The 24,349-nt window shown below is 71.2% G+C and carries 19 protein-coding genes and 1 pseudogene; 8 read left to right on the plus strand and 12 right to left on the minus strand.

Going from position 1 to position 24,349, the window contains the following annotated elements:
- Positions 1-313 precede the first annotated feature (313 nt).
- The gene (locus tag AB0B29_RS03115) at positions 314-514 is read left to right on the plus strand and encodes a helix-turn-helix transcriptional regulator (RefSeq protein WP_362233172.1); all 201 of its coding nucleotides are present in this window, start codon (positions 314-316) and stop codon (positions 512-514) included.
- A gap of 58 nt (positions 515-572) precedes the next feature.
- On the opposite strand, the gene AB0B29_RS03120 is transcribed toward AB0B29_RS03115, so the two are convergent.
- Both AB0B29_RS03120 and AB0B29_RS03125 read right to left on the minus strand, forming a co-directional pair.
- Positions 573-1,616: a zinc-dependent alcohol dehydrogenase family protein gene (locus AB0B29_RS03120; RefSeq protein ID WP_362233174.1), complete on the minus strand. Its 1,044-nt coding sequence runs from the start codon at positions 1,614-1,616 to the stop codon at positions 573-575.
- A 155-nt stretch (positions 1,617-1,771) separates the two neighbouring features.
- A complete protein-coding gene (locus AB0B29_RS03125; RefSeq protein WP_362233177.1) occupies positions 1,772-4,015 on the minus strand; it encodes an MMPL family transporter in 2,244 nt (747 codons plus the stop codon).
- A 161-nt stretch (positions 4,016-4,176) separates the two neighbouring features.
- Here AB0B29_RS03125 and AB0B29_RS03130 point away from each other — a divergent pair, with 161 nt between their 5' ends.
- From AB0B29_RS03130 to AB0B29_RS03140, 3 genes are all read left to right on the plus strand, one after another.
- On the plus strand, positions 4,177-4,872 hold the full coding sequence (locus tag AB0B29_RS03130) for a TetR/AcrR family transcriptional regulator (RefSeq protein ID WP_362233180.1): 696 nt from the start codon (positions 4,177-4,179) through the stop codon (positions 4,870-4,872).
- A 70-nt stretch (positions 4,873-4,942) separates the two neighbouring features.
- On the plus strand, positions 4,943-5,182 hold the full coding sequence (locus AB0B29_RS03135; RefSeq protein ID WP_362233182.1) for a heavy-metal-associated domain-containing protein: 240 nt from the start codon (positions 4,943-4,945) through the stop codon (positions 5,180-5,182).
- A gap of 138 nt (positions 5,183-5,320) precedes the next feature.
- Positions 5,321-7,558: a heavy metal translocating P-type ATPase gene (locus AB0B29_RS03140; protein WP_362233185.1), complete on the plus strand. Its 2,238-nt coding sequence runs from the start codon at positions 5,321-5,323 to the stop codon at positions 7,556-7,558.
- A 724-nt stretch (positions 7,559-8,282) separates the two neighbouring features.
- Here AB0B29_RS03140 and AB0B29_RS03145 read toward each other — a convergent pair.
- On the minus strand, positions 8,283-9,572 hold the full coding sequence (locus AB0B29_RS03145; RefSeq protein ID WP_362233188.1) for a citrate synthase: 1,290 nt from the start codon (positions 9,570-9,572) through the stop codon (positions 8,283-8,285).
- A gap of 179 nt (positions 9,573-9,751) precedes the next feature.
- Positions 9,752-12,031, minus strand: coding sequence for an SF1B family DNA helicase RecD2 (gene recD2 / locus AB0B29_RS03150; protein WP_362233190.1), 2,280 nt, complete (start codon positions 12,029-12,031; stop codon positions 9,752-9,754).
- 571 nt (positions 12,032-12,602) lie between these two features.
- Here recD2 and AB0B29_RS03155 point away from each other — a divergent pair.
- Positions 12,603-12,773, plus strand: coding sequence for a hypothetical protein (locus AB0B29_RS03155; protein ID WP_157851227.1), 171 nt, complete (start codon positions 12,603-12,605; stop codon positions 12,771-12,773).
- A gap of 85 nt (positions 12,774-12,858) precedes the next feature.
- Positions 12,859-13,107: pseudogene (locus tag AB0B29_RS03160) on the plus strand (GNAT family N-acetyltransferase); the annotation flags it as partial.
- Between the two features lie 154 nt (positions 13,108-13,261).
- Here the strand turns inward: AB0B29_RS03160 and AB0B29_RS03165 are convergent.
- From AB0B29_RS03165 to AB0B29_RS03200, 8 genes are all read right to left on the minus strand, one after another.
- Complete coding sequence (locus AB0B29_RS03165; protein ID WP_362233193.1) at positions 13,262-13,579, minus strand: hypothetical protein; 318 nt, start codon at positions 13,577-13,579, stop codon at positions 13,262-13,264.
- A 280-nt stretch (positions 13,580-13,859) separates the two neighbouring features.
- Positions 13,860-16,043 carry a glycosyltransferase gene (locus tag AB0B29_RS03170; protein WP_362233196.1) on the minus strand — a complete coding sequence of 728 codons (2,184 nt, stop codon included), beginning with the start codon at positions 16,041-16,043 and terminating at the stop codon, positions 13,860-13,862.
- Positions 16,043-16,726, minus strand: a complete 684-nt coding sequence (locus AB0B29_RS03175) for a hypothetical protein (protein ID WP_362233199.1) — start codon at positions 16,724-16,726, stop codon at positions 16,043-16,045. The genes AB0B29_RS03170 and AB0B29_RS03175 overlap by 1 nt, the downstream gene beginning before the upstream one ends.
- A 302-nt stretch (positions 16,727-17,028) precedes the next feature.
- A complete protein-coding gene (gene rbsD, locus AB0B29_RS03180; protein ID WP_362233202.1) occupies positions 17,029-17,418 on the minus strand; it encodes a D-ribose pyranase in 390 nt (129 codons plus the stop codon).
- The gene (locus AB0B29_RS03185) at positions 17,415-18,317 is read right to left on the minus strand and encodes a ribokinase (RefSeq protein WP_362233204.1); all 903 of its coding nucleotides are present in this window, start codon (positions 18,315-18,317) and stop codon (positions 17,415-17,417) included. Before AB0B29_RS03185 ends, rbsD begins: the two co-directional genes overlap by 4 nt.
- Positions 18,318-18,393: 76 nt before the next feature.
- Positions 18,394-20,343 carry an ABC transporter permease/substrate-binding protein gene (locus AB0B29_RS03190; protein WP_362233206.1) on the minus strand — a complete coding sequence of 650 codons (1,950 nt, stop codon included), beginning with the start codon at positions 20,341-20,343 and terminating at the stop codon, positions 18,394-18,396.
- Positions 20,333-21,877 carry a sugar ABC transporter ATP-binding protein gene (locus AB0B29_RS03195; RefSeq protein WP_362233208.1) on the minus strand — a complete coding sequence of 515 codons (1,545 nt, stop codon included), beginning with the start codon at positions 21,875-21,877 and terminating at the stop codon, positions 20,333-20,335. The genes AB0B29_RS03190 and AB0B29_RS03195 overlap by 11 nt, the downstream gene beginning before the upstream one ends.
- Positions 21,874-22,893 (minus strand): LacI family DNA-binding transcriptional regulator, encoded by a 1,020-nt coding sequence (locus AB0B29_RS03200; RefSeq protein ID WP_362233211.1) that lies wholly within the window; start codon positions 22,891-22,893, stop codon positions 21,874-21,876. Before AB0B29_RS03200 ends, AB0B29_RS03195 begins: the two co-directional genes overlap by 4 nt.
- A gap of 264 nt (positions 22,894-23,157) precedes the next feature.
- Here AB0B29_RS03200 and AB0B29_RS03205 point away from each other — a divergent pair, with 264 nt between their 5' ends.
- On the plus strand, positions 23,158-23,523 hold the full coding sequence (locus tag AB0B29_RS03205; protein WP_362233215.1) for a hypothetical protein: 366 nt from the start codon (positions 23,158-23,160) through the stop codon (positions 23,521-23,523).
- A 176-nt stretch (positions 23,524-23,699) separates the two neighbouring features.
- Positions 23,700-24,347 carry a dihydrofolate reductase family protein gene (locus tag AB0B29_RS03210; RefSeq protein ID WP_362233218.1) on the plus strand — a complete coding sequence of 216 codons (648 nt, stop codon included), beginning with the start codon at positions 23,700-23,702 and terminating at the stop codon, positions 24,345-24,347.
- Positions 24,348-24,349 lie beyond the last annotated feature (2 nt).

Here is a 24,349-nt window from a genome sequence, read left to right on the forward strand (position 1 = left end):
CGGTTCCGAGTCTTCAGCCCCCCGTCCCGGCCCGCCTCTCCGGCCGATCGGCGGCCGGACCCGAGTGTGGCGTCAAGGAACCCCGCCGCCGCACCGGCACGCGTCTTTGCCCCGGCTGTGTCACAAACGCCCCTCCCGTGTCACACATGTCGCGCGTACGCGGGTCTTCTGTCACACCCGGCGCACAGGCCCTGCCCGCTCTCGGGGGGCGTCGTTGACCGGACACAGGCTTGTTGATCGCCAGCGCAGCGCCCGGCTCCCCCGGACGGCCGTCCACGGCCGCCCCCGTGGTGCGCGCGGGGAGGTGCACGTCATGACCGACCGAAGACTGTGGTCCTACAAGGAGATCGCGGCGCACATCCGGGTGCAGCCGGACACCGTGCGGTCCTATCGAAAGCACGGGCTTTTGCCCCCGCCCGACCGTGTGGTGAGCGGCAAGCCCTACTGGTACGCCGACACCGTCCGGGCCTGGGTCGCCTCCAGGCCCGGCAACCGCGGCCGAGGAACCGACTGACCCGATCCCTGCGCCCCGTGCCCCACGCTCCCGTGGGGCACGGCGGTTCGCCGGCGCGTCAGCTCCACGGCTCGATGACCGTCGCCCCCGCTCCCGGCGCCGTCCCCATCGCCGCCAGCGCGGAGGGGACGTCCTCCAGCGTGATGGCCGACGTCACCAGCAGGTCGGGGCGCAGCACGCCGCTGCGGACCAGTTCCAGCATCGGCGGGTAGCTGTCCGCGGCCATGCCGTGGCTGCCGAGGAGTTCGAGTTCCAGGGCGATCGCGCGGGCCATCGGCACGGGTGTCGTGCCGTCCGGCGAGGGCAGCAGGCCGACCTGGACGTGCCGACCGCGGCGGCGCAGGCCGTTCACGGAGGCGGCGCAGGTGCCGGGTGAGCCGAGGGCGTCGAGGGAGAGGTGGGCACCGCCGCCGGTGAGGTCACGGACGGCCGCCGCGGTGTCCGGCACGGACGTGGCGTCCAGGCACTGCGCGGCCCCGAACTCCCGCGCCAGGTCCAGGGCCCGGGCCGACACGTCGACGGCCACCACCCGCGCACCCGAGGCGGCGGCGATCATCACGGCGGAGAGCCCGACCCCACCGCAGCCGTGCACCACCACCCACTCCCCTGCCGCAAGACGCCCCTGCTGCACCACCGCCCGGTACGCCGTGGCGAATCGGCAGCCGAGCGAGGCCGCCGTCGCGAAGGACAACTCCCCGGGCAGCGCCACGAGGTTCACGTCGGCGTGGTCCAGCGCCACGTACTGGGCGAAGGATCCCCAGTGGGTGAAGCCGGGCTGGGTTTGGCGCTCGCACACCTGGTGGTCGCCGGCCGCGCAGGACGGGCAGGTGCCGCAGGCGCAGATGAACGGCACGGTGACCCGGTCGCCGGGCCGCCATCCGGTCACCCGGGCGCCTACGGCCTCGACGACCCCGGCCAGTTCGTGCCCAGGCACGTGCGGCAGGGCGATGTCCGGGTCGTGGCCCTGCCAGCCGTGCCAGTCGCTGCGGCACAGACCGGTGGCCTCGACTCGCACCACCACGCCGTGCTCCGCGGGCACCGGCTCCGCGACCTCCCGCACCTCGGCCGTCTCCCCGTACCGCTCGAACACCACGGCCCGCATGGACCCACCCGCCTTCCGTTCCTGTCCGGGACCGCCGACCGCCCTCGCGCCCCGGTCGGTCGCGCCCTGGTCACCGATCGCCCCGGTCGGGTGCTTCGGTCGGTCGCGCCCGCTCCGGTCGCCGGCGCCCGGTCGGGCGCGCCCTCGGGGGAACGCTAACCCCGGGCCCCGGCCTTGTCCCGGGCCGGCTCCTGCTCCCCCGCCCGTTCCCGCTGCCGCGCCCGTTCCCGCTCCCCCGCCGGGGCCGGCTCTCCCTCCGTCAGGCCGAAGCGTGCGTGGAAGCGGCGCAGGGGGGCCGGGGCCCACCAGGTGACGCGGCCCGTGAGGCGCATGACCGCGGGGACCAGGAGGCTGCGGACGATCATGGCGTCCACCAGGACCGCCAAGGCGATGCCCAGGCCCAGCATCTTGGTGTTGGTCACCCGCGAGGTGCCTATCGCGACCATGACCACGGCCAGGATGACCGCCGCAGCCGAGATCAGCCCGCCGGTGCGCTGGAGGCCGTGGCGGACGGCCCGGTCGTGGTCGCCGGTGTGGTCGTACTCCTCCTTGATGCGGGAGAGAAGGAACACTCCGTAGTCCATGGACAGGCCGAAGGCCACGCAGAACATCAGGACCGGCAGGGTCGTCTCGATGGATCCGGGGCTGGTGAAGCCGAGCAGGCCGGAGAGGTGACCGTCCTGGAAGACCCAGACGACCGCACCGAACATGGCCGTCAGACTGAGCGCGTTCAGCACGACCGCCTGGATCGGAATCAGCACGCTGCCCGTGAGGAGGAAGACCAGGAGCAGGGTGACGATCGTGATGAAGACGGCCGCCAGGGGCAGGCGCTCCCCTATGGCGTCCTTGGAGTCGACCAGGACGGCCGCGGTACCGGTCACCTTTGTGTCGAAGGAGGCCCGGACCTCGCGCAGTTCGCCGACGAGACGCTGCGCCGGATCACCGACCGCCTCCCCCTTCGGCAGCACCGTGAAGTACGCGGAGTCGCCCTTCACCAGCGGCCCGTCCACCCGCACGACATCGGGGAGCCGGGCGATCCGCTCCTTGTAGGCGCCGTACTCCGCCTCGCCGGCACGGCCCTCGGCCAGCACCTCGAGGCCACCGCCGGGGCTGCCCGGGAAGCCCTCGCGAAGGTGCTGCTGCACGACATGGGACTCGGAGGCCGAGGGCAGCTGACGGTCGTCCGCGGTGCCGAACCTCACGCCCAGGAAGGGCAGTCCGAGCAGGACGAGGACGGCTGTGGTGCCCAGCGCGAAGAACGGGGCGCGGCGCATGACGAGGGTCGCCGTGCGCGCCCAGGCCCTGCCCTGTTCCTCGGCCGGCTTCGGCCGGTGGCCCCGCCGGAACACGCGGCGCAGATCCCAGGAGTCGACCCGGTGCCCGAGCAGCACCAGCGCGGCCGGGAGCAGGATCAGCGCGGCCGCGGCGGCCAGCAGGACGACGGCGATCCCGGCGTAGGCGAAGGAGCGCAGGAAGTACTGCGGGAAGACCAGCATCGCGGCCAGGGACACCGCGACCGTGAGGGCGGAGAACAGCACGGTGCGGCCCGCGGTGCGCAGGGTGGTGCCGATCGCCGTGACCGGTTCGGCGCCCGTGGACAGTTCCTCGCGGAAGCGGCGGACGATGAACAGGGCGTAGTCGATGGCGAGGCCGAGTCCGAGGGCCGTGGTCAGGTTGATCGCGAACACGGACACGTCGGTGAGTTCGGTGAGGCCGCGCAGGATCGCGTTGGTGCCGAGGATGGCGACGATGCCGATACCGAGCGGCAGCAGGGCCGCGACGGCGCTGCCGAAGACCATCACCAGCAGGACGAGCGTGATCGGCAGGGCGATGAGCTCGGCCCGGGTCAGGTCCTCCTGGATGATCGTCTGCATCTCGTGCCGAACGGCGACCGGGCCGCCGACCGTGACCTCCGCCGGGCCGTGCACGCCGCGGTAGTGGGGCGCGATGCGCTCCAGGGTCTCGCCGGCGGTCTTCTCGTCGCCGGTGATGCGGGCGGCGATCAGTGCCTCGTGACCGTCGTTGGAGCGCAGGGCCGGGGCGCCGGACCGCCAGTAGGAGCCGATGCCGGTGACGCCGGGCTCGCCCGCCAGCCGCTCGGTGAGCCGCTCGGCCTCGGCGGCGACGGCCGGGTCGTCGACCGATGCGCCGCCCGCGTCGAGCAGGAGCAGGAAATTGGGCTGGGAGCCGGGGAACTCGCGCTCCAGGGCCTTGGTCGCGTAGGTGGACTCGGCGGCCGGGTCCTCCCAGCCACCGGCGCCGAGCCGGTCGGCGACGCCGCTGCCGGCCAGGACCGCGAGCACGGTGAGCACCAGCGCCACCAGCAGCGACAGCCTGGGGCGGGCGGTGACGAAACGGGTCCAGCCCCGGACGCGCGGTGGTGTGTTGACTTCGGTCATCGTGCGGTGTCCCCTTCACCGAGACCCGTGTCCAGGCGCAGCCTGACAGCATGGAGCTGCCAAGAACCGGCAAACACGAGAGATCGCTCGCATTTTCTGGGTCCAGAATGCGAGTGACCGCTCGCGTTTGTCAATCACGTGATCAGACCTGGGGATAACGCGTGCCCGAGAAGCCCGAGAAAGCCGGAACCGAGACGACGGCCGGAACCGAGACGGCAGCCGCGACGGCCGAGGAACGGCCGCGCCGTCGGCAGGCCCGCGGCGAGCGCCGCATCACCCAGCTGCTCGAGGCCGCCGCCGCGGTCTTCTCCACGACGGGCTACACGGCCGCCAGCACCAACGCCATCGCCCGCGAGGCAGGCGTCTCACCGGGCACGCTGTACCAGTTCTTCCCGAACAAGGAAGCGATCGCGATCGAGCTGGGCAGCCGGCTCATGCACGAGATGCGGCAGTCGTACGACGAGGTACTGACCCCCGCCGACCCCGCGGCGACCTCGCTCGAGGAGGTCATCACCGGGGCCGTCGACCGCTTCATCGAGTTCAACGGCCGCCACCCGGCCTTCTTCGCACTGATGCACGGGCCCGACATCCCGGGGCGCATCGCCGAGGAGCACGACGCTCTGCACACCACGCTGGTCGCCCGGGTCGAAACGCTCGTCGCGCCGTTCGTGCCCGACGCGCCCGCCCCGGCCGTCACCCGCACCGCCCGGATGTGCGTCGGCATCTACAAGGCCGGCCTGGAGCTGATCCTGGCCCACGAGGGCGCCGAGCGGGAGGCGTACATCCAGGAGCTGAAAGAGGCCCTCCTGCGCTACCTGCGCCCACTGACGGGGGCGTCGTGCGTTGATACCCCCTAGGGGTACAGTTGACGGTGCGGATCCCCCAGCGGACCCCACAGCCCCACCTGCCTCTGCGAGGAGTAACGACATGACCGCCCAGACCGACACCACGGGCCCCGTCACCACCGTCTTCAAGGTGAGCGGCATGAGCTGCGGACACTGCGAGGGAGCGGTCTCCGGCGAGATCTCCCAGATCTCCGGCGTGAGCTCGGTGACGGCCGTCGCCAAGACCGGCGAGGTCACGGTGGTCTCCGCGACCCCGATCGACGACGAGGCCGTGCGCGCCGCCGTCGACGAGGCCGGCTTCGAACTGGCCGGCCGGGCCTGAGCCCCTGAAGTCCCGCGGCCGGCAGGCCTGAGACGCGCCGACCCTGGCACTCGTACCCGTGTACGGGCCGTACGCCGCCACCCCGGCCCGTACGGCCCGTTCCGTTTCCGGGCGCCCCGCATCTCCAGGAGTGAGGACATGACCAGCACCACCGCCAAGGCGCCGACCGGCCGGGAGCCCGCGCTCGCCGAGGTCGAGCTGCTCATCGGCGGGATGACCTGCGCCTCCTGTGCGGCCCGCGTCGAGAAGAAGCTCAACCGCATGGACGGCGTCACGGCCACGGTCAACTACGCGACGGAGAAGGCACGGATCGCCTTCCCCGAGGGCACCGAGGTCGCCGACCTCATCGCCACCGTGGTGAAGACCGGCTACACCGCCGAGGAGCCCGCACCCCGGCGGGAGGAGACCCCCGACGCCGAGGTGGACCCCGAGCTCTCGGCCCTCCGGCGGCGCCTCACCGTCTCCGCCGCCCTCGCCCTGCCCGTCATCCTGCTGGCGATGGTCCCGGCCCTGCAGTTCGACAACTGGCAGTGGCTCTCGCTCACCCTCGCCGCACCGGTCGTCGTCTGGGGCGGACTCCCCTTCCACCGGGCCGCCTGGACGAACGCCCGGCACGGCGCCGCCACCATGGACACACTGGTCTCCCTGGGCACCCTCGCCGCGTTCGGCTGGTCCCTGTGGGCGCTGTTCCTCGGCGACGCGGGCATGCCGGGCATGCGCCACCCGTTCGAGTTCACGGTCTCGCGCGGGGACGGCGCCTCCGCCATCTACCTGGAGGTCGCCTCCGGCGTCACCGCCTTCATCCTGCTGGGCCGCTGGCTGGAGGCCCGTTCCAAGCGCCGCGCCGGAGCCGCGCTGAGGGCGCTGATGGAACTGGGCGCCAAGGACGTCGCCGTACTGCGGGACGGGCGCGAGGTGCGGATCCCGGCGCAGCGGCTGACCGTCGGCGACCGGTTCGTCGTACGGCCCGGGGAGAAGATCGCCACCGACGGCACGGTCGTCGAGGGAACCTCCGCGGTGGACGCCTCGATGCTGACCGGCGAGTCCGTTCCGGTGGACGTGGCGGCCGGGGACACGGTCACCGGAGCGACGGTCAACGCGGGCGGCAGGCTGGTCGTCGAGGCCACCCGGGTCGGCGCCGACACCCGGCTGGCGCGGATGGCGAAGCTGGTGGAGGACGCGCAGAACGGCAAGGCCGAGGTGCAGCGGCTCGCCGACCGGGTCGCCGGGATCTTCGTGCCGGTGGTGCTGCTGATCGCCGTCGCGACGGCCGGCGCCTGGCTCGGGCTGACCGGGGACGGCGTCGCCGCGTTCACGGCCGCCGTCGCGGTCCTGATCATCGCCTGTCCGTGCGCGCTGGGCCTGGCCACCCCGACCGCGCTGATGGTCGGCACGGGCCGGGGCGCGCAGCTCGGCATCCTCATCAAGGGCCCGGAGGTCCTGGAGTCCACGCGCCGGGTGGACACCGTCGTGCTGGACAAGACCGGCACGGTCACGACCGGCCGGATGACCCTCCAGGAGGTGCACGTGGCCGAGGGCGCGGACGAGAAGGAGGCGCTGCGGCTCGCGGGCGCCGTCGAGCACGCCTCCGAGCATCCGGTCGCGCGGGCCATCGCGCGGGGCGCCGAGGAGAGCGCCGGGCCGCTCCCGGACGTCGAGGGGTTCGAGAACGTCCCCGGGCGGGGCGCACGCGGGCGCGTGGAGGGACGCGACGTCGCCGTCGGGCGGCTCTTCGACGACGTCCCGCCGGAGCTGGCCCGCGCGCGGGACGAGGCCGAGCGGGCCGGGCGTACGGCCGTCCTGGCCGGCTGGGACGGGACGGCACGGGCCGTGCTGGCCGTGGCGGACGCGGTCAAGGACACCAGCGCCGAAGCCGTGCGGGAACTGCGCGCACTGGGGCTCACACCGGTGCTCCTGACGGGGGACAACCGGACGGTGGCCGCGACGGTGGCCGCGGCCGTGGGGATCGAGCAGGTGGTGGCCGAGGTCCTGCCCGAGGACAAGGTCGCCGCGGTACGGCGGCTGCAGGCCGAGGGGCGGGTCGTCGCCATGGTGGGCGACGGCGTCAACGACGCGGCCGCGCTCGCCGCCGCCGATCTGGGTCTGGCGATGGGCACCGGCACGGACGCGGCGATCGAGGCAGGTGATCTGACGCTGGTCCGCGGCGATCTGAGGGTGGCGGCGGACGCGATCCGGCTGTCCCGCCGGACCCTGGCCACGATCAAGGGCAACCTGGTGTGGGCGTTCGGCTACAACGTGGCCGCGCTGCCGCTGGCCGCCGCGGGTCTGCTGAACCCGATGATCGCGGGGGCCGCGATGGCCTTCTCGTCGGTCTTCGTCGTCACGAACAGTCTGCGGCTGCGGACATTTCGGTGAAGTCACCCGAATTCCGACTAAGTTCATGGCGAACGTGATTTGAGCCCCTCTGGAGTCCCGGGCGCGGCTCACATAAGCTCTTCACAAGGCTCGCGCATCTTCCTTACGCTGGAGCCTCGGACGGGATATCCGAGGCTCTTGCGCACCTAACGGACATATGCAAGAGACGCAGATCACAGTGATGTGAACGTAACCATCAGAGGGGTTCGAAGGTCTAAGTTGACGATGTCGGGGAGCGTCTTGGGGGGCGTCACCTGGCAGCTGGGGATGTCTTGGGGGACTTCCTCAGGTGGGGGTGCCTCCCTGCTCGAACGGAGTTGAGAGCTTGGGGGAGCGTTGCCGGGGCACGTACACCGGGAAGCTTTGAGCGGCCCTCCCGGGCGTGCGCTGTCCCGGCAGATCGCACCTCACAGAAGTACGGCGAGTTCTGCTCGTTCTGCTCAACAGCGATTCAGGCGCTGTCCTCACAGACGCCCGGCCGGATCCCGTGGGGGGAATCCGAACCGGGACTGGGAAGGCGCCCTGGTCGTCGGCCCGTGGGGGGACCGACGCCGGGGCGCCTTCTTCATTGCATAAGAAATCCCGTGAGAGATCACACGACAGCACACGCCGTTCCTCGCCCGCGCCCGCCTTCTCTCACCCGACCCCGCCCAGCCCGTCCCACGCAAAAGCCCCCGCACCCGGCAAGCGGATACGGGGACCTGACGCGCTACTGCTCCTGCGCTCAGCGCTCCTCGACGGGGACGAAGTCGCGCTCGACCACGCCCGTGTAGATCTGGCGCGGGCGGCCGATGCGGGAGCCCGGCTCCTTGATCATCTCGTGCCACTGGGCGATCCAGCCCGGCAGCCGGCCGAGGGCGAACAGGACCGTGAACATCTCGGTCGGGAAGCCCATGGCCCGGTAGATCAGACCCGTGTAGAAGTCGACGTTCGGGTAGAGGCTGCGCTGGACGAAGTAGTCGTCGGAGAGCGCGTGCTCCTCCAGCTTCAGCGCGATGTCCAGCAGCTCGTCGGACTTGCCGAGAGCGGACAGCACGTCGTGCGCGGCGGCCTTGATGATCTTGGCGCGCGGGTCGAAGTTCTTGTAGACCCGGTGGCCGAAGCCCATCAGGCGGACGCCGTCCTCCTTGTTCTTCACCTTGCGGATGAAGGTGTCGACGTCGCCGCCGGAGTCGCGGATGCCCTCCAGCATCTCCAGCACGGACTGGTTGGCGCCGCCGTGCAGCGGACCCCACAGCGCGTTGATGCCGGCGGAGATCGAGGCGAACATGTTCGCCTGCGAGGAGCCGACGAGGCGCACCGTGGAGGTCGAACAGTTCTGCTCGTGGTCCGCGTGCAGGATCAGCAGCTTGTCGAGCGCGGAGACCACGGTCGGGTCCAGCTCGTACTCCTGCGCCGGGACCGAGAAGGTCATGCGGAGGAAGTTCTCGACGTAGCCGAGGTCGTTGCGCGGGTAGACGAACGGGTGACCGATCGACTTCTTGTACGCGTACGCGGCGATCGTCGGAAGCTTGGCGAGCAGGCGGATCGTGGAGAGGTTGCGCTGGCGCTCGTCGAACGGGTTGTGGCTGTCCTGGTAGAACGTGGACAGCGCCGAGACGACCGAGGAGAGCATCGCCATCGGGTGGGCGTCGCGCGGGAAGCCCTTGTAGAAGTTCTTGACGTCCTCGTGCAGCAGGGTGTGCTGCGTGATGTCGTTCTTGAACACCGAGAGCTCGTCGACGGTCGGCAGCTCGCCGTTGATCAGCAGGTAGGCGACCTCCAGGAAGGTGGAGCGCTCGGCCAGCTGCTCGATCGGGTAGCCGCGGTACCGCAGGATGCCCGCTTCGCCGTCGAGGTAGGTGATGGCGGATTTATAGGCGGCGGTGTTGCCGTAGCCGCTGTCCAGGGTGACCAGACCGGTCTGGGCGCGGAGCTTCCCGATGTCGAAGCCCTTGTCGCCGACGGTGCTGTCGATCACCGGGTAGGTGTACTCGCCATCGCCGTACCGCACTACTACAGAGTTGTCGCTCACGTCATCCCTCACCGACGTTGTGCCTCTTCTTCGAGGTTGCCCTGACTGTCTCTACCATCCCCCACTTGGCTCAGGAGAGTGCACTCGGGGTCGACCATCGGGCCTATTGACGGCACTGAGTGCCGCCAACTTGCTCATCCTGCCCCCTGTGTTCCCCTTCCGGAAGTGTCTTGTGACCTTCACGACTCATTTGATCGATCATTTTTTGCGGAACCGAGCCGGAAGTCGAGTGCCGTGCACCGCCGGCCTGCCGAAACGGTGCGCACCGCCTGGCCGATCGCCTTGCGCGAACCGACGAGGACGACCAGCTGCCTGGCCCGGGTGACCGCCGTGTAGAGCAGGTTCCGCTGGAGCATCATCCAGGCGCCCGTGGTGACCGGGATGACGACCGCCGGGTACTCACTGCCCTGGGAGCGGTGGATCGTCACGGCGTACGCGTGGGCCAGCTCGTCGAGCTCGTCGAACTCGTACGGCACCTCCTCGTCCTCGTCGGTGAGCACCGTCAGGCGCTGGTCGACCGGGTCGAGCGAGGTGACCACCCCGACGGTGCCGTTGAAGACACCGTTCTCGCCCTTCTCGTAATTGTTGCGAATCTGGGTGACCTTGTCGCCGACACGGAACACCCGTCCGCCGAACCTCTTCTCGGGCAGGTCGGGGCGGCCCGGGGTGACGGCCTGCTGGAGCAGGCCGTTCAGGGCGCCCGCGCCGGCCGGGCCGCGGTGCATCGGGGCGAGGACCTGGACGTCCCGGCGCGGATCCAGGCCGAACTTGGCCGGAATGCGGCGGGCGGCCACGTCGACGGTGAGGCGGCCGGCCTCCTCGGTGTCGTCCTCGACGAAGAGGAAGAAGTCCTTCATGCCGTCCGTGAGCGGGTGTTGGCCGGCGTTGATCCGGTGGGCGTTGGTCACCACACCGGACTGCTGGGCCTGCCGGAACACGCGGGTGAGCCGGACCGCGGGGATCGGGCCGCCGTCGGCCAGGAGGTCCCTCAGGACCTCGCCCGCGCCGACGCTCGGCAGCTGGTCGACGTCCCCGACGAACAGCAGGTGTGCCCCCGGCGGGACGGCCTTGACGAGCTTGTTGGCCAGGAGCAGGTCGAGCATGGACGCCTCGTCGACGACCACCAGGTCGGCGTCCAGCGGGCGGTCCCGGTCGTAGGCCGCGTCACCGCCGGGCTTGAGCTCCAGCAGGCGGTGCACGGTGGAGGCCTCGGCGCCGGTGAGCTCGGCCAGGCGTTTGGCGGCCCGGCCGGTCGGGGCGGCGAGCACGACCTTGGCCTTCCTGGCGCGGGCCAGCTCCACGATCGAGCGGACCGTGAAGGACTTGCCGCAGCCCGGGCCGCCGGTGAGCACGGCGACCTTCTCCGTCAGCGCCAGCCGGACCGCGGCCTCCTGCTCGGGAGCGAGATCGGTGCCCGTACGCCCCTTCAGCCAGCTCAGCGCCTTGTCCCAGGCCACGGTCCGGAAGCCCGGCATCCGGTCCTCGCCGGTGCGCAGGAGGCGCAGCAGCTGGGCGGACAGGGAGAGTTCGGCGCGGTGGAAGGGGACGAGGTAGATCGCGGTGACGGGCTCGCCGCCGTCCGGGCCGGGCACCTTCTCCCGTACGACGCCGGGGTCCTCGCCGTCCTGCAGGGGCTCGGCCAGCTCGGCCAGGCACTCGATGACCAGGCCCGTGTCGACCTGGAGGAGCTTCACGGCGTCCTTGATCAGCTGCTCCTCCGGGAGGAAGCAGTGGCCCTGGTCGGTGGACTGGGACAGGGCGTACTGCAGGCCCGCCTTGACGCGCTCCGGGCTGTCGTGCGGGATCCCGACCGACTGGGCGATCCTGTCGGCCGTGAGGAAACCGATGCCCCAGACGTCGGAGGCGAGCCGGTACGGCTGGTTCTTCACGACCGAGATGGAGGCGTCGCCGTACTTCTTGTAGATGCGCACGGCGATGGAGGTGGACACCTCGACGGTCTGGAGGAAGAGCATGACCTCCTTGATGGCCTTCTGCTCCTCCCAGGCGTCGGCGATCTTCTTCGTCCGCTTGGGGCCGAGGCCGGGGACCTCGATGAGGCGCTTGGGCTCCTCCTCGATGATCTGGAGGGTGTCCATGCCGAAGTGCTGGGTGATGCGGTCGGCGAAGACCGGGCCGATGCCCTTGACCAGGCCGGAGCCCAGGTAGCGGCGGATGCCCTGGACGGTGGCGGGCAGGACGGTCGTGTAGTTCTCCACGTGGAACTGCTTGCCGTACTGGGGGTGGGAGCCCCAGCGGCCCTCCATGCGCAGGGATTCGCCGACCTGCGCGCCGAGCAGGGCGCCGACGACCGTGAGGAGGTCGCCGGCGCCTCTTCCGGTGTCGACCCGGGCGACCGTGTAGCCGTTCTCCTCGTTGGCGTACGTGATGCGCTCGAGTACGCCCTCCAGCGTGGCCAGTCGCCGCTCGCCCGTCTGGGCGGCCCCCGCCTGATCGGTCATGATCCGACCGTACCGCCCGGGTACGACAGTGCGGTGGTGCCGGACTTCCGGAGCGGCCCTTCGCACAGAGCGACCGATCAGTATGCGGTCGGGGGTTCACCTTTCACGATGAATCCACAAGAGAGCCGGAAACTTTACAGTTCAAGCATCCGGGCCGACCTTTTTATGATGCCGTCGCATGGAAGAATTCAGGGGTCCATGAAAAAGGGGCGGACTCGATTCCGGAGCGACCGTGGTACCGATGCGTCCCCCAGGGCGGAACGCCCCCGGGCGCGCGTACAGGGCGGGCACCCTCCTCGTCGGCCTGTGCGCCGTCAGCACGTTGGCCCTCCTGGTGACGGCTCCGATGTCCGGGCACCGCGCGGTCGTTGCCCCGGGGACTTCCGCGCCGAACGGGAGCACACCCGGCCCTCCCCCGTCGAACAGGGCACCGCTGCCGGAATTCCCGCCCCTCCCCCGTCCGGGGCCGAGTTGATTCTCCTCGGCCCTCTCCTTTCCGCGGCTCGCCCGATCAATGACGCTGAACGACGCCGGACGATGAACAACGAACGACGAACGACGACGAGGAACGATGTCACCTCAGGCCCAGAGCGTCGCTCTGTGGATCATGTCCCTGGCCATCAACATCACGGCGGCGTGCGCGGGGATCGTCTGGGGCTGGGAAGCCTTCGCGCAGTTCCTGCTGCCGGCTTTCGGGTCGGTGGTGGGGGCGTCGATGGTGAGCTACAGCCTGCGGCGGTGACGGCTTTGACCGGAAGCCCTGCGTGCGTCGAGACGGACGAAAGTCGATTGCCGCCCCGCGAGCCCGGCGAGTAGGGTCCCCCGGCATGCCCCCGACCCTGCGCACCCCGCGCCTTCTGCTCGACGCCTACGGCCCGGACGACGAGGAGGGATTCGTCGCTCTGTTCCAGGACACGAGGGTGTCCCGGTGGATGGGTGACGGGCCTGCTGCCGAGGCGGAGGACCGGGCGCTGTTCGGGCGGATCTTCAGCAAGGTGTACGCGCGGGACCTGTTCGACGTGTGGGCGGTCCGGCGCGGGGGGCTCCTGGTCGGGCGCGACCATGCGGTGCGCACTCGCTGACGAACGCGTACGGTGACCTTCCGCGTCGAGCAGGCCGATGCGGAGGCCGCGACGGCGAGGGAGACCGAGGCTCCCTCGCCGTGCCCGCAACCGCCGGGCAGGGGCGCCGGGCGCCCCCACCACTTCGGCTGCACAGCGCTTCAGCAGGTCAGGGGGCTGACCCTGGCCGCAGGACACCCCTGGTCTCTTCCCGCTCGCCCGCCGCCGTGCCCTCTTCGCACCGGGTCTCCTGCATCTGCACGACCTGGGACCCGAACAGCACAGTCCAGACGATGTCCTCAAGACCATGTCTCTGCACGCGGGTGGTCTGGCACGAAGAAGTCTGGCCCGGGTCACGGTCGGGTAGCGCGACGGGCTGGGCGGCGACGGGGGCGGCGGAGGCCAGGGCTGCCGCGAGGACGATGACGGTCGCGCCGGCCGAGTGCGCGAGTGAACGGTGCACGGAGTGCAGTCGGGTAGTTTTCATGATCATAGGCTGCGTGCACAAGCACCCGGGAGAAAGGCCGGCAGCCCCGAAGACGGGCCAAGTCAACCCGATCGCGCGACGCGCTACGGCGATCGAGCGAGGGTGCGTCGGCAAGGGCGGCGCCAGAGCGTGGCGGTGACATCGTGCGATGCGCTGGGGCGATCGAGCGAGCGTGCGTCGGCAAGCCGGCGTCGGAGCGTGCCGGTGACCTCTGCGACTCGGGTAGGCCGTCCGGCCCTGGGGACATCCGGTATCCGCACGGCCCTCCCCAGGGGCCGGTTCACGGCCCGCGAGTGGAGGGCTGAGGGGGCAGCATCACGTCTCCGCTGCGGCTGAGCCGCTGCCAGGGCAGTCGGTAGCCGTTGATCGCGGTCAGGCAGGCCTGCACCAGGACCAGGTACATCACCTGGCGGTAGACGATCTGCTGGAGTGGCAGCGCCCACAGCGGCCGGAGTGGTTCGCCGTCGAGGTGGAAGGCGTACGCGGCGCAGACGGCCTGCACGGCCAGCACGCCGGTCCAGGCCAGCGCCGTGGTGAGCGGGTTCCCGAACACCAGGCCGTACAGGGCCAGTATGTCGATCAGCGGGGCGAGCAGCGGGGTGAGGATCTGGAAGACGGCCAGCAGGGGCAGACCGAGACGGCCGAAGCGGCCCGCGGGACCACGCTCGACCAACGCGTGCCGGTGCTTCCACGCCGCCTGCATCGTGCCGTAGCTCCAACGGTAGCGCTGGCGCCGCAGTTGACGCAGCGAGACCGGTGCCTCGGTCCAGGCGAGGGCGTCCGGCACGTAGCGGATCTCCCACCCTGCCCGGTGCAGGGCCATGGTGAGGTCGGTGTCCTCGGCGAGGGTGTCCGCACTCACCATCCCGGCGTCCCGCAGGGCCTCGACGCGAAATGCGCCCACGGCACCGGGAATGGTGGGCATGCAGTGCAGCAGGTCGTACATGCGGCGGTCGAGGTTGAAGCCCATGACGTACTCGATGTGCTGCCACCGGCCGAGCAGGCGCCGACGGTTGCCGACCTTGGCGTTGCCCGCCACGGCTCCGACGCGGGGGTCGGCGAACGGCTGGACGAGACGGCCGACGGTCGACGGGGCGAAGACGGTGTCGGCGTCCAGCATGACGACGAGGTCGTGCGAGGCCCGCAGAACGCCGTTGTTGAGGGCGGACGGTTTGCCGCCGTTGGGCTGCCGGACGACGGTGACGTTCTCCAGAGCCAGGGACTCGGCGAGGTCGGCGGTGCCGTCGTGGGATCCGTCGTCCACGACGATGATCTCGACGGGGTGGTCGCTCGCGGCGAGCGACCGGAGTGTGTTGCGGATGCACAGCTCCTCGTCGTAGGCGGGTACGACGACGCTGACCGGCCGGGTGACGGGCCGGTGGGCGCCGGTGGACCGGCGCCGGTAGCGACGGGCGTGATGGCGGGCCAGCACGAGCAGGACCACGCACCGGGCGAGGACGAGCGAACCGACCACCAGCAGCAGCACGCTGACGGCCGACACCGCCGTCCCCGACACGGTCACAGCGGCCACGAAGACGCGGCCCTGCCACAACTCCGGCGTACCGACGGGGCTGGTGAAACTGTCGGTGCCGACGAGGTCGGCGAGGGTGGTGAAGCGATACCCCTGGGCCTTCAGCCGGGGGATCAGACTGTCGAGGGCTTCGACGGTCTGTGACCGGTCTCCTCCCGCGTCGTGCAGGAGGATGACCCCGCCGGCCGGTGCGTCGGGTATGGCCGCGGCGGCGATGGCCCGGGCGCCCGGCCGCCGCCAGTCGCTGGTGTCCTGGTCGATGAAGGCCAGGACGTAGCCCTTCTCGCCCAGACGCCGGGAGACGGTCCACGCCCGGTTGTCGAGGGCGGAGGTGGTCGAGGAGTAGGGCATCCGCATCAGCGACGTGTTGATGCCCGCGGCCCCGGCGAGGGCGAGTTGGGTCAGCGCCAGCTCACGGTCGACGCTGCTCGCGGACTGGGTGGCCAGGTCCGGGTGGGAGAAGGTGTGCACACCGACCTCGTTGCCGGAACGGACCACGCGACGCAGGACTTCCGGGTGCCGGACGGTCTGCTGACCGGTGACGAAGAAGGTGCCGGGCGTGCCGTAGTGGTCGAGAACGGCCAGTACGCGGGGCGTCCACGTGGGGTCGGGGCCGTCGTCGAAGGTCAGCACGACGGTCTTGGCCGGTGGGTGGTAGGTCCGCAGGTGGTCGTGGGTGGTGTCCACGACCGGGCCGCCGCCGGCGATCACGCGGGGGACGGCGTTGGTGGGGCGCCCGCCGCGGGCTTCCTGGTCACCGGTGAAGCCCCGCGTGGTGTACCCCTCGATCATGAGGACCGAGACGACGAAGGCCAGCAGGACGAGGGGAACGACGATGCGGAACCGGTGCCGCGGCAACAGGGGCGCTCGCGTCCGCCGCGGGCCGGGCGACCTCGGTGGGCGGCCGGGTGACCGGTGAGGGCGCCGCCGCATCAGGAGGCCTCGGCCACCGAGGGGTCGGAGGGCAGGAGGGGGGCCGTGGAGCCGGACGGCGCCACGGGGCCGGCGGCCGGCCCCGGCGGCTGGGAGCCGGACGGCGGCGTCTGCGCCGGAGGCTCGGGGGCCGGTGGGGCGGTGGTCGGCGGAGCGGGCGGGGGCGAGGCGGGGGTGGTGCCCGTGCCGGGCGCGGGGGTGGTGCCCGTGCCGGGCGTGGGAGTTGTGCCCGTGCCGGGGGTGGTGCCCGTGCCGGGCGTGGGAGTGGGGGCAGCGGGATCATTGGGGGCCGCGGGCTGCCCGGACGGGGTTGTTGGTGCTTGCGGTCCTGGTGTGTCAGGGCGGGCCGGTGAGGCGACCGGTGGGCCCCCGGGCACCCCGGGTGGGGCTATGGGAGCGCCGGGTTGGGCGGCTTGCGGAAGGAGCAGGGTGCTCGGGGAGCCGGGGCCCACGCGCCCGGCCGCGGGAAGCTCGCCGGGTGCCTGGGGCGCCCGGCCGGGTGTGCGGGGTCCCGGTGCGGCGGGCCCCGCGATGTCGCCGGGCAGGATGGTCCCCGGGGCGAAGGGAGTTGCTCCCATCATGCTCAGGCCCAGTACCGCCATGTACGTGGCCGCGGCGGTGGCCAGCCCGTAGCCGGTGCGTCGCAGGTACCGGGCACGCCTGCCTGTGGAGTCGACGAACACAGGGGTGCTCTGCTCGCCCGACGACCCTTGCCCTGTATGCCCCTTATTAGCCCGAAGAAGCACCATAAAGTCAGCGTACGCCGCTGCGGTGTCGGAGAGTTGTCCCAGAAACCGGCAAGAATTTCTTACTCCGCCGTGCAACCCTTCCCGTCTCCCGCGGGTCGTACTTGGTGTCAGGACCCTTGGGGGTGGGATCTGGGGGGATCGTGGGGTTCCTGACGGGAGGGGAAAAGCCGAGGGGGCCCGGTCGACGGACCGGGCCCCCTCGAAACCGTTCAGAGCCTGCTGCGCCCTCGCGGGCGTCAGAAGAAGACCCCGCACCTCAGCAGGACGTTCGCGTACGGCCGCGCCTCGCCCGTGCGGACGACCAGCCGGGCCCCCGCGGACAGTTCCTTGAGCCGTTCGTGCGACACGAGATCCAGCCCCGGGAAGTGCCCTTCCAGCAGCGACGACGCCTCCGGGTTGGCGTCCCGCAGCTCCCGCGCCGCCGTCGCCCCCTCGACCACCAGCTCGGCCAGCAGCCCGTCGAGCACTTCGGCGAACGACGGCACACCCGCCCGGAAGGCGAGGTCAACCACCTGAGGACCGTCCGGGATCGGCATGCCCACGTCGCACACCAGCACCCCGTCGCCGTGGCCGAGCCCGGCCAGCGCTCCGGCGAGGTGACGGTTCAGTATTCCGTCCTTCTTCATGAGCCGGCGACCTCCGCCGCCGTCGGGAAGGACGCCTGGGCGCCCTCCTTCGTCACGGTCACGGCACCCACCCGAGCCGCGTACGACGCCGCCTGAGCCAGCGACTCGCCCGCGCCCAGCCGGTAGGCCAGCGCCGCGGTGAAGGAGTCGCCCGCCCCCGTCGTGTCCACCGGATCCACCTGCACGGCCGGCACCCGCGAGACCCCCTCCGACGACGCCACCAGCGCGCCTTGTCCGCCCAGCGTCACCACCACCGACCTCGGGCCCTTGGCGAGCAGTATCCGCGCCCAGTCCTCGGGGGTGTCCCCGACGGCGGAGTCGCCCAGGATCACCTTCGCCTCGTGCTCGTTCACGATCAGCGGGTCACAGGCCGCCAGCACCTCCGAGGGAAGGGGGCGCGGCGGCGAGGGGTTCAGCACGAAACGGCTCTCGGGAGCCAGGTTCCGTACGGCCTCCACCACCGTCTCCAGCGGGATCTCCAGCTGCGCCGACACCACCTTGGAGCCCTGGAAGAGACACCCGGCGGCCCTGACGTCCTCGGGTGTGAGACGGCCGTTGGCGCCGGGCGAGACGACGATGCTGTTGTCCCCGGACGGGTCGACCGTGATCAGGGCGACGCCGGTCGGCGCACCGCCCACCAGGACGCCCACCGTGTCGACGCCCGCCGCGCGCTGCGAGTCCAGCAGCAGCCGGCCGTGCGCGTCGTCGCCGACCCGGGCCAGCAGGGCCGTGCGGGCACCGAGCCGGGCGGCGGCGACCGCCTGGTTCGCGCCCTTGCCGCCCGGGTGGACGGCCAGGTCGGAGCCGAGCACGGTCTCGCCGGCACCCGGCCTGCGCTCCACCCCGATCACCAGGTCGGCGTTGGCCGACCCCACGACCAGGAGGTCGTAGTCGTACATGAGTTGCTCCCCACGTCAGTGACAGGGCCGGGTGGTCGCCACACGCCGTGGGCCACCACCCGGCCGTTCCCCGATGTCAGCCGGTGAAGCCGGCCACGTTCTCCTTCGTGACCACCTTCACCGGCACCTTCACCGTCTCCTCGACGTCCTTGCCCTGGAGCGCCTTCAGGGCGTTGTCCACGGCGATCTTCCCCAGCTGGGACGGCTGCTGCGCCACGGACGCGTACAGCGTGCCGCCCTCGACCGCCTTCAGTCCGTCCGGCGTGCCGTCGAAGCCGACGACGGAGACCGACTTGCCGGCCTTGGAGCCCAGGGCCTTGATCGCGCCGAGCGCCATCTCGTCGTTGGCGGCGATGACGCCCTGGACGTCCGGGTGGGCCTGGAGCAGGTTCGACATCACGTCGAGGCCCTTGGTGCGGTCGAAGTCGGCGGGCTGCTGGGCGACGACCTGGATGCCCGGGTAGGCCTTGAGGCCGTTCGCGAAGCCCTGCGCGCGCTCCCGGGCCGCGGAGGTGCCCGCCTGGCCCTGGAGGATCACGATCTTGCCCTTGCCGCCCAGCTTGTCGGCGATGGTCTTGGCGGCGAGTTCACCGCCGGCGACGTTGTCGGAGGCGACCAGGGTGTCCACCGCGGCCTTGTTGACCGTCCGGTCGACGGCGATGACCGGGATGTCGGCCTTGTCGGCGGCCTTCACGGAGTTGCTCGCCGCGTCGGAGTCCACCGGGTTGACGATGATCGCGCCCAGCTTCGAACTGGTGAAGTTCTGCAGCTGGTTGGCCTGCTGGGAGGCGTCGTTCTGGGCGTCCGTGACGGTCAGGTCCACGCCCAGCTTCTTCGCCTCGGCCTGCGCGCCCGCCCGGATCTGCACGAAGAAGGGGTTGTTGAGGGTCGACAGCGACAGGCCCATCTTCGGCTTGTCCGCGGAGGCGGAGCCGTTGTGCAGGAAGGACGTGGCGCCGACGATCGCGACGGTGACCACGGCCGCGAGCCCGTACGTCGCCGCCTGCCTGCCCTTGCCCCCCTGGGAGGCACCGGCCACCGGGGTCGCCCCCGCCTTGCGCCGCAGCGTGTCGAACAGCACCGCGAGCGCGATGACGACACCGATGACGACCTGCTGCCAGAACGCCGAGACGTTCAGCAGGTTCAGCCCGTTGCGCAGCACCGCCAGGATCAGGGCGCCGATCAGCGTGCCGGACGCCTTGCCGGTGCCGCCCGCGAGGGAGGCGCCGCCGATGACGACGGCGGCGATCGCGTCCAGCTCGTAGCCGTCGGCGGCCTGGGGCTGCGCGGAGGACAGCCGGGCCGCGAGCACGACACCGGCGACGGCGGCGAACACGCCGGAGAAGGCGTAGATGGCGAGCTTCTGCTTCTTCACGCGCAGACCGGACAGCCGCGCGGCCTCCTCGTTGCCGCCGATGGCGTACATGGAGCGGCCGATGTAGGTCCGGCCCAGCACGAACGCCGCGATCAGGCCCATGACGACCATCACCAGGACCGGCACCGGCAGCCAGCCGCCGAGGGTGTCACCGAGGTGGGAGACCGAGTCGGGGAAGGCGATCGGGGAGCCCTCGGAGATGACGAGGGACAGGCCCCGGGCCACGGACAGCATGGCCAGGGTGGCGATGAACGGCGGCAGCTTGCCGTAGGAGATCAGGATGCCGTTGACCAGGCCGCAGACGATGCCCGTGGCTATGGCGAGCAGGACGGCGAGGACGACCGGGACGCCCGCGGTGGTGGCGCTCCAGGCGAGGACCGTCGCGGACAGCGCGGCGACCGAGCCGACGGACAGGTCGATGCCCGCGGAGACGATCACGAAGGTCACGCCGAAGGCGAGGATGGCCGTCACGGCCGCCTGCACACCGACGTTGAGGAGGTTGTCCGTCGTCAGGAAGTCGCCGGACAGCGCCGACATCGCGATGACGAGGACGATGAGCGCGGTGAGCGCCCCGTTGTCGAGCAGGAGGCGGCGCAGACCTCCCGAGGCGCCACCCGCGCCCGTCGTGCTCTTGAGCGTGTCAGTGGCCACGGGAGGCCTCCGTTCCGGTCGTGATCGTGCTCGTGGTCGTGGTCGTCGGGGTGCTGACGGCGAGGGCCATCACGGCGTCCTGGGTCGCCTCGTCGGCGGAGAGTTCACCGGCGATCCGGCCCTGCGCCATCACCAGCACCCGGTCGCTCATGCCGAGCACCTCGGGGAGGTCGCTGGAGATCATCAGGACGGCCGCACCGGCTGCGGTGAGTTCGTTGATCAGCTGGTAGATCTCGACCTTGGCGCCGACGTCGATGCCGCGCGTCGGCTCGTCGAGGATCAGCACCTTGGTGTCGGCGAGCAGCCACTTGCCGATGACGACCTTCTGCTGGTTGCCGCCGGAGAGGGTGCGCACGTGCTGGCCGAGCCCGGCCATCCGCACGCCGAGCTGCTTCGCGATCCGCTCGGCGGACTCGCGCTGCCCCTTGAGGTCGACGAGCCCGCCGCGCGTTGCCGACCGCAGGGTCACCAGGCCGAGGTTCTCCTCGACGGAGGCGTCCAGCACCAGGCCCTGGCCCTTGCGGTCCTCGGGCACGAGCCCGATGCCGGCGGTCATGGCCGCGTTGACGTCGTACCGGGCGATCGGGGCGCCGGAGACCTTCACCGTGCCCCTGTCGTAGGAGTCGGCCCCGAAGACCGCCCGCACGACCTCGGTACGGCCCGCGCCGACCAGCCCGGCGATGCCGACGACCTCGCCGGCGTGCACCTCGAAGCCGACGTCGTGGAAGACGCCGTCCCGGGTGAGTCCCTCGACGGACAGCAGCGCGGCGCCCCGGTCGGCCCGTTCGCGCGGGTACTGCTGCTCGATGGAGCGCCCGACCATGAGCCGCACGAGCTCGTCCTCGGGCGTGGACGCGGGCACCTGGCCGACGCTCTTGCCGTCCCGGATGACCGTCACCCGGTCGCCGAGCGCGGCGATCTCCTCCAGGTGGTGCGTGATGAAGACGATCCCGACGCCGTCCTCGCGCAGCGCCCGCACGATCGCGAAGAGCTTGTCGACCTCCTCGGAGGTGAGCACGGCGGTCGGCTCGTCCATGATGAGCACGCGCGCGTCGAGGCTGAGCGCCTTGGCGATCTCGACCATCTGCAGGCGCGCGATGCCGAGTTCACGGACCCGGGCGCGGGGCGACACGTCCACGCCGACCCGCTTCAGCAGGACCTCGGCGTCGGCCTCCATCTTCTTCCGGTCGATCATCCCGAACCGGCGCGGCTGGCGGCCCAGGAAGATGTTCTCGGCGACCGTCAGATCCGGGACCAGGTTGAACTCCTGGTAGATGGTGGCGATCCCGAGCCGCTCGGAGTCCTGCGCACCGTGGATGCGGGTCTCCTCGCCGCCGACCAGGATCCGACCGGCGTCGGGCGTGTAGGCGCCGGAGAGCATCTTGATGAGGGTGCTCTTGCCGGCACCGTTCTCACCGAGCAGCACGTGCACCTCGCCCCGGCGCAGGTCGAAGTCGACGCCGTCCAGCGCGACCACGCCCGGGAAGGTCTTCCGTATGCCCTCGATGCGCAGCAACTCGTCCGCGTTGCTCACGTCGTGCTCCTTTGCACTGGGGTGGGGTTCTCGCCGCACGAGCGGCGTACGACGAGCCGGGCGGGGAGGGTCACGGACTCGCCGGGACGTCCCTCGATGCGGTCGACCAGGGCCCGTACGGCGGCCCGGCCCAGCTCGCCCGTGGGCTGGGCGATCGCGGTGACCGGCGGGTCGGTGTGCACGAACCACGGGATGTCGTCGAACGCGGCCAGCGCGAGGTCGTCGGGGACGCGCAGGCCACGCGCGCGTACGGCGTCCAGCGCGCCGAGCGCCATCAGGTTGTCGGCGGCGAAGACGACCTCGGGCGGTTCGGCCAGGTCGAGGAAGCCCTCGGTGACCTGCCGGCCGCTCTCGGCCTGGAAGTCGCCCTGCCCTATGTAGGCGTCGGGCAGTTCGAGCCCGTACGCGCCGAGCGCCTCCCGGAAGACCTCGACGCGCTCGCGGCCGGTCGTGGTCGCCGCCGGACCCGCGATGATCGCCAGCCGCCGGTGCCCGAGCCCGTGCAGATGCGCCACGAGGTCCCGCACGGCGGCCCGTCCGTCCGCCCGCACCACCGGCACGTCCACGCCCGGGATCCACCGGTCCACGAAGACCATGGGCGTCCCGGCCCGTACGGCGTCCAGCATCAGCGGCGAGCCGCCGTCCGTGGGTGAGACGAGCAGTCCGTCGATGCGGCGGTCCAGGAGGTTCCGTACGTGGTGGTCCTGGAGGTCCGGCCGCTCGTCGGCGTTGCCGATGATGACGCTGTAGCCGAGCGCGCGGGCCTCTTCCTCGACGGAGCGGGCCAGCTCGGTGAAGTAGGGGTTCATCACGTCGCTGATGACCAGGCCCAGGGTGTGGGTCTGGTCGGTGCGCAGGGAGCGGGCGACGGCGTTCGGGCGGTAGCCCAGGGCCTCGACGGCGGCCAGCACGCGGGTGCGTGCTTCGGCGCTGACCGACGGGTGGTCGTTCAGGACGCGCGAGACCGTGGCGACGGACACGCCGGCCTCGGCAGCGACGTCCTTGATGCTGGCCACCGCCGCTCCACCTCCTTGTGGATCAGTCGTGGGAGCACCCGCGACGCAGGGCGCGAGCGCTCGTGGAATCGATTACACCGACGGAGGGATGGAATCGATTACACGGCGGTAAATCAAGCCCCTGCCGGCACCTCTTGACCGGATCGTGATGTCGCGGGAGGCTCCCGGGCGGTTCAGGGTGGAGGGAGCAGGTCCGTTTCGACGGCCGGTTCCACGAAGAGTTCGACGAGGCCGACGGCGAGTCCCACGGCGAGCGGAGAAACCATGACGGCAACGACTCGCGACGACGTACCCGTCGTGCTCGGAGGCGAAGGCGTAGAGGTGCGCACCATGCCGATCGGGGGCGGTATGTCGGTCAGCTACATCACCCTGCCCCAGGGCACGGACATGGGCCCCGCCCTCAAGGGGCTGCCCGACGACGCGTGCCAGTGCCCGCACTGGGGTTATGTACTGAAGGGCCGGATCCGGATGCGGACGGCCTCCGGCGAGGAGGAGTACGAGGCGAGGCAGGCGTACTACTGGGGGCCCGGCCATGTGCCGGTCGCCCTGGCGGACACCGAGCTGGTGGAGTTCTCCCCGGACGCGGACTTCAAGCAGGTGATCGACCACGTGGTGGCGCAGACCGGGTGAGCCGGGGGTCGCCGGGTGGGCTGATGGGCGCCGACGGAGCCCGCGGCGGCCTCGCGACGGGGCCGCGCCACGCGCCGGGTCGCCTCGGCGAAAGGTCCGGATGATCGGCCGGGGTCGCGGCGATGAGTTTCGCCGCTCCGGGCGGTCTCCCTTGCATCGATCACAGGAGGAGCCCCGTGTCCCAGTTGCTGCGTGTGCAGAACTTCAACGTCTCGAGTGACGGCTTCGGCGCCGGTGAGGGCCAGAGCCTGGAGCGGCCCTTCGGCCATGCCGACCCTTCCACGATGTTCGCCTGGGCCCTGGCCACGGCGAGCTGGCCCAACCGCACCGACCCGGGCGGGAGCCGCGGCATCGACGACTACTTGGTACGCGACTTCCACCACGGCATCGGCGCCGAGATCATGGGCCGCAACAAGTTCAGTCCGCAACGCGGCCCCTGGGAGAACCACGAGTGGCAGGGCTGGTGGGGCGACGAACCCCCCTTCCACACGCCCGTGTTCGTGATGACCCACCACGAGCGCCCCTCGTTCACCCTGTCCGACACGACGTTCCACTTCGTCGGTGGTGATCCCGCCGAGGTCCTCGCCCAGGCGCGCAAGGCGGCCGGGGGCAAGGACGTCCGGCTCGGGGGCGGGGCGACGGTCGTCCGGCAGTTCCTGGACGCCGACCTGGTCGACACCCTGCACGTGACGGTCTCACCCGATGTGGTGCTCGGGTCCGGCTCACGGCTGTGGGAGTCCCCCGAGGAACTGCTCGACCGCTTCCACTGCGACGTCGTGCCGAGCCCGAGCGGGGTGGTTCATCACCTGTTCTGGCGGAAGTAGCA

This window comes from Streptomyces tibetensis, assembly GCF_040647715.1.
Taxonomy (GTDB): domain Bacteria; phylum Actinomycetota; class Actinomycetes; order Streptomycetales; family Streptomycetaceae; genus Streptomyces; species Streptomyces tibetensis_A.

Excerpts from the sequence above, each read along its gene's own strand:
- AB0B29_RS03115 (WP_362233172.1), top strand. The coding sequence starts at position 314 with ATGACCGACCGAAGACTGTGGTCCTACAAGGAGATCGCGGCGCACATC.
- AB0B29_RS03120 (WP_362233174.1), bottom strand. The coding sequence starts at position 1,616 with ATGCGGGCCGTGGTGTTCGAGCGGTACGGGGAGACGGCCGAGGTGCGG.
- AB0B29_RS03125 (WP_362233177.1), bottom strand. The coding sequence starts at position 4,015 with ATGACCGAAGTCAACACACCACCGCGCGTCCGGGGCTGGACCCGTTTC.
- AB0B29_RS03135 (WP_362233182.1), top strand. The coding sequence starts at position 4,943 with ATGACCGCCCAGACCGACACCACGGGCCCCGTCACCACCGTCTTCAAG.
- AB0B29_RS03140 (WP_362233185.1), top strand. The coding sequence starts at position 5,321 with ATGACCAGCACCACCGCCAAGGCGCCGACCGGCCGGGAGCCCGCGCTC.
- recD2 (WP_362233190.1), bottom strand. The coding sequence starts at position 12,031 with ATGACCGATCAGGCGGGGGCCGCCCAGACGGGCGAGCGGCGACTGGCC.
- AB0B29_RS03155 (WP_157851227.1), top strand. The coding sequence starts at position 12,603 with ATGTCACCTCAGGCCCAGAGCGTCGCTCTGTGGATCATGTCCCTGGCC.
- AB0B29_RS03165 (WP_362233193.1), bottom strand. The coding sequence starts at position 13,579 with ATGAAAACTACCCGACTGCACTCCGTGCACCGTTCACTCGCGCACTCG.
- AB0B29_RS03170 (WP_362233196.1), bottom strand. The coding sequence starts at position 16,043 with ATGCGGCGGCGCCCTCACCGGTCACCCGGCCGCCCACCGAGGTCGCCC.
- rbsD (WP_362233202.1), bottom strand. The coding sequence starts at position 17,418 with ATGAAGAAGGACGGAATACTGAACCGTCACCTCGCCGGAGCGCTGGCC.
- AB0B29_RS03185 (WP_362233204.1), bottom strand. The coding sequence starts at position 18,317 with ATGTACGACTACGACCTCCTGGTCGTGGGGTCGGCCAACGCCGACCTG.
- AB0B29_RS03205 (WP_362233215.1), top strand. The coding sequence starts at position 23,158 with ATGACGGCAACGACTCGCGACGACGTACCCGTCGTGCTCGGAGGCGAA.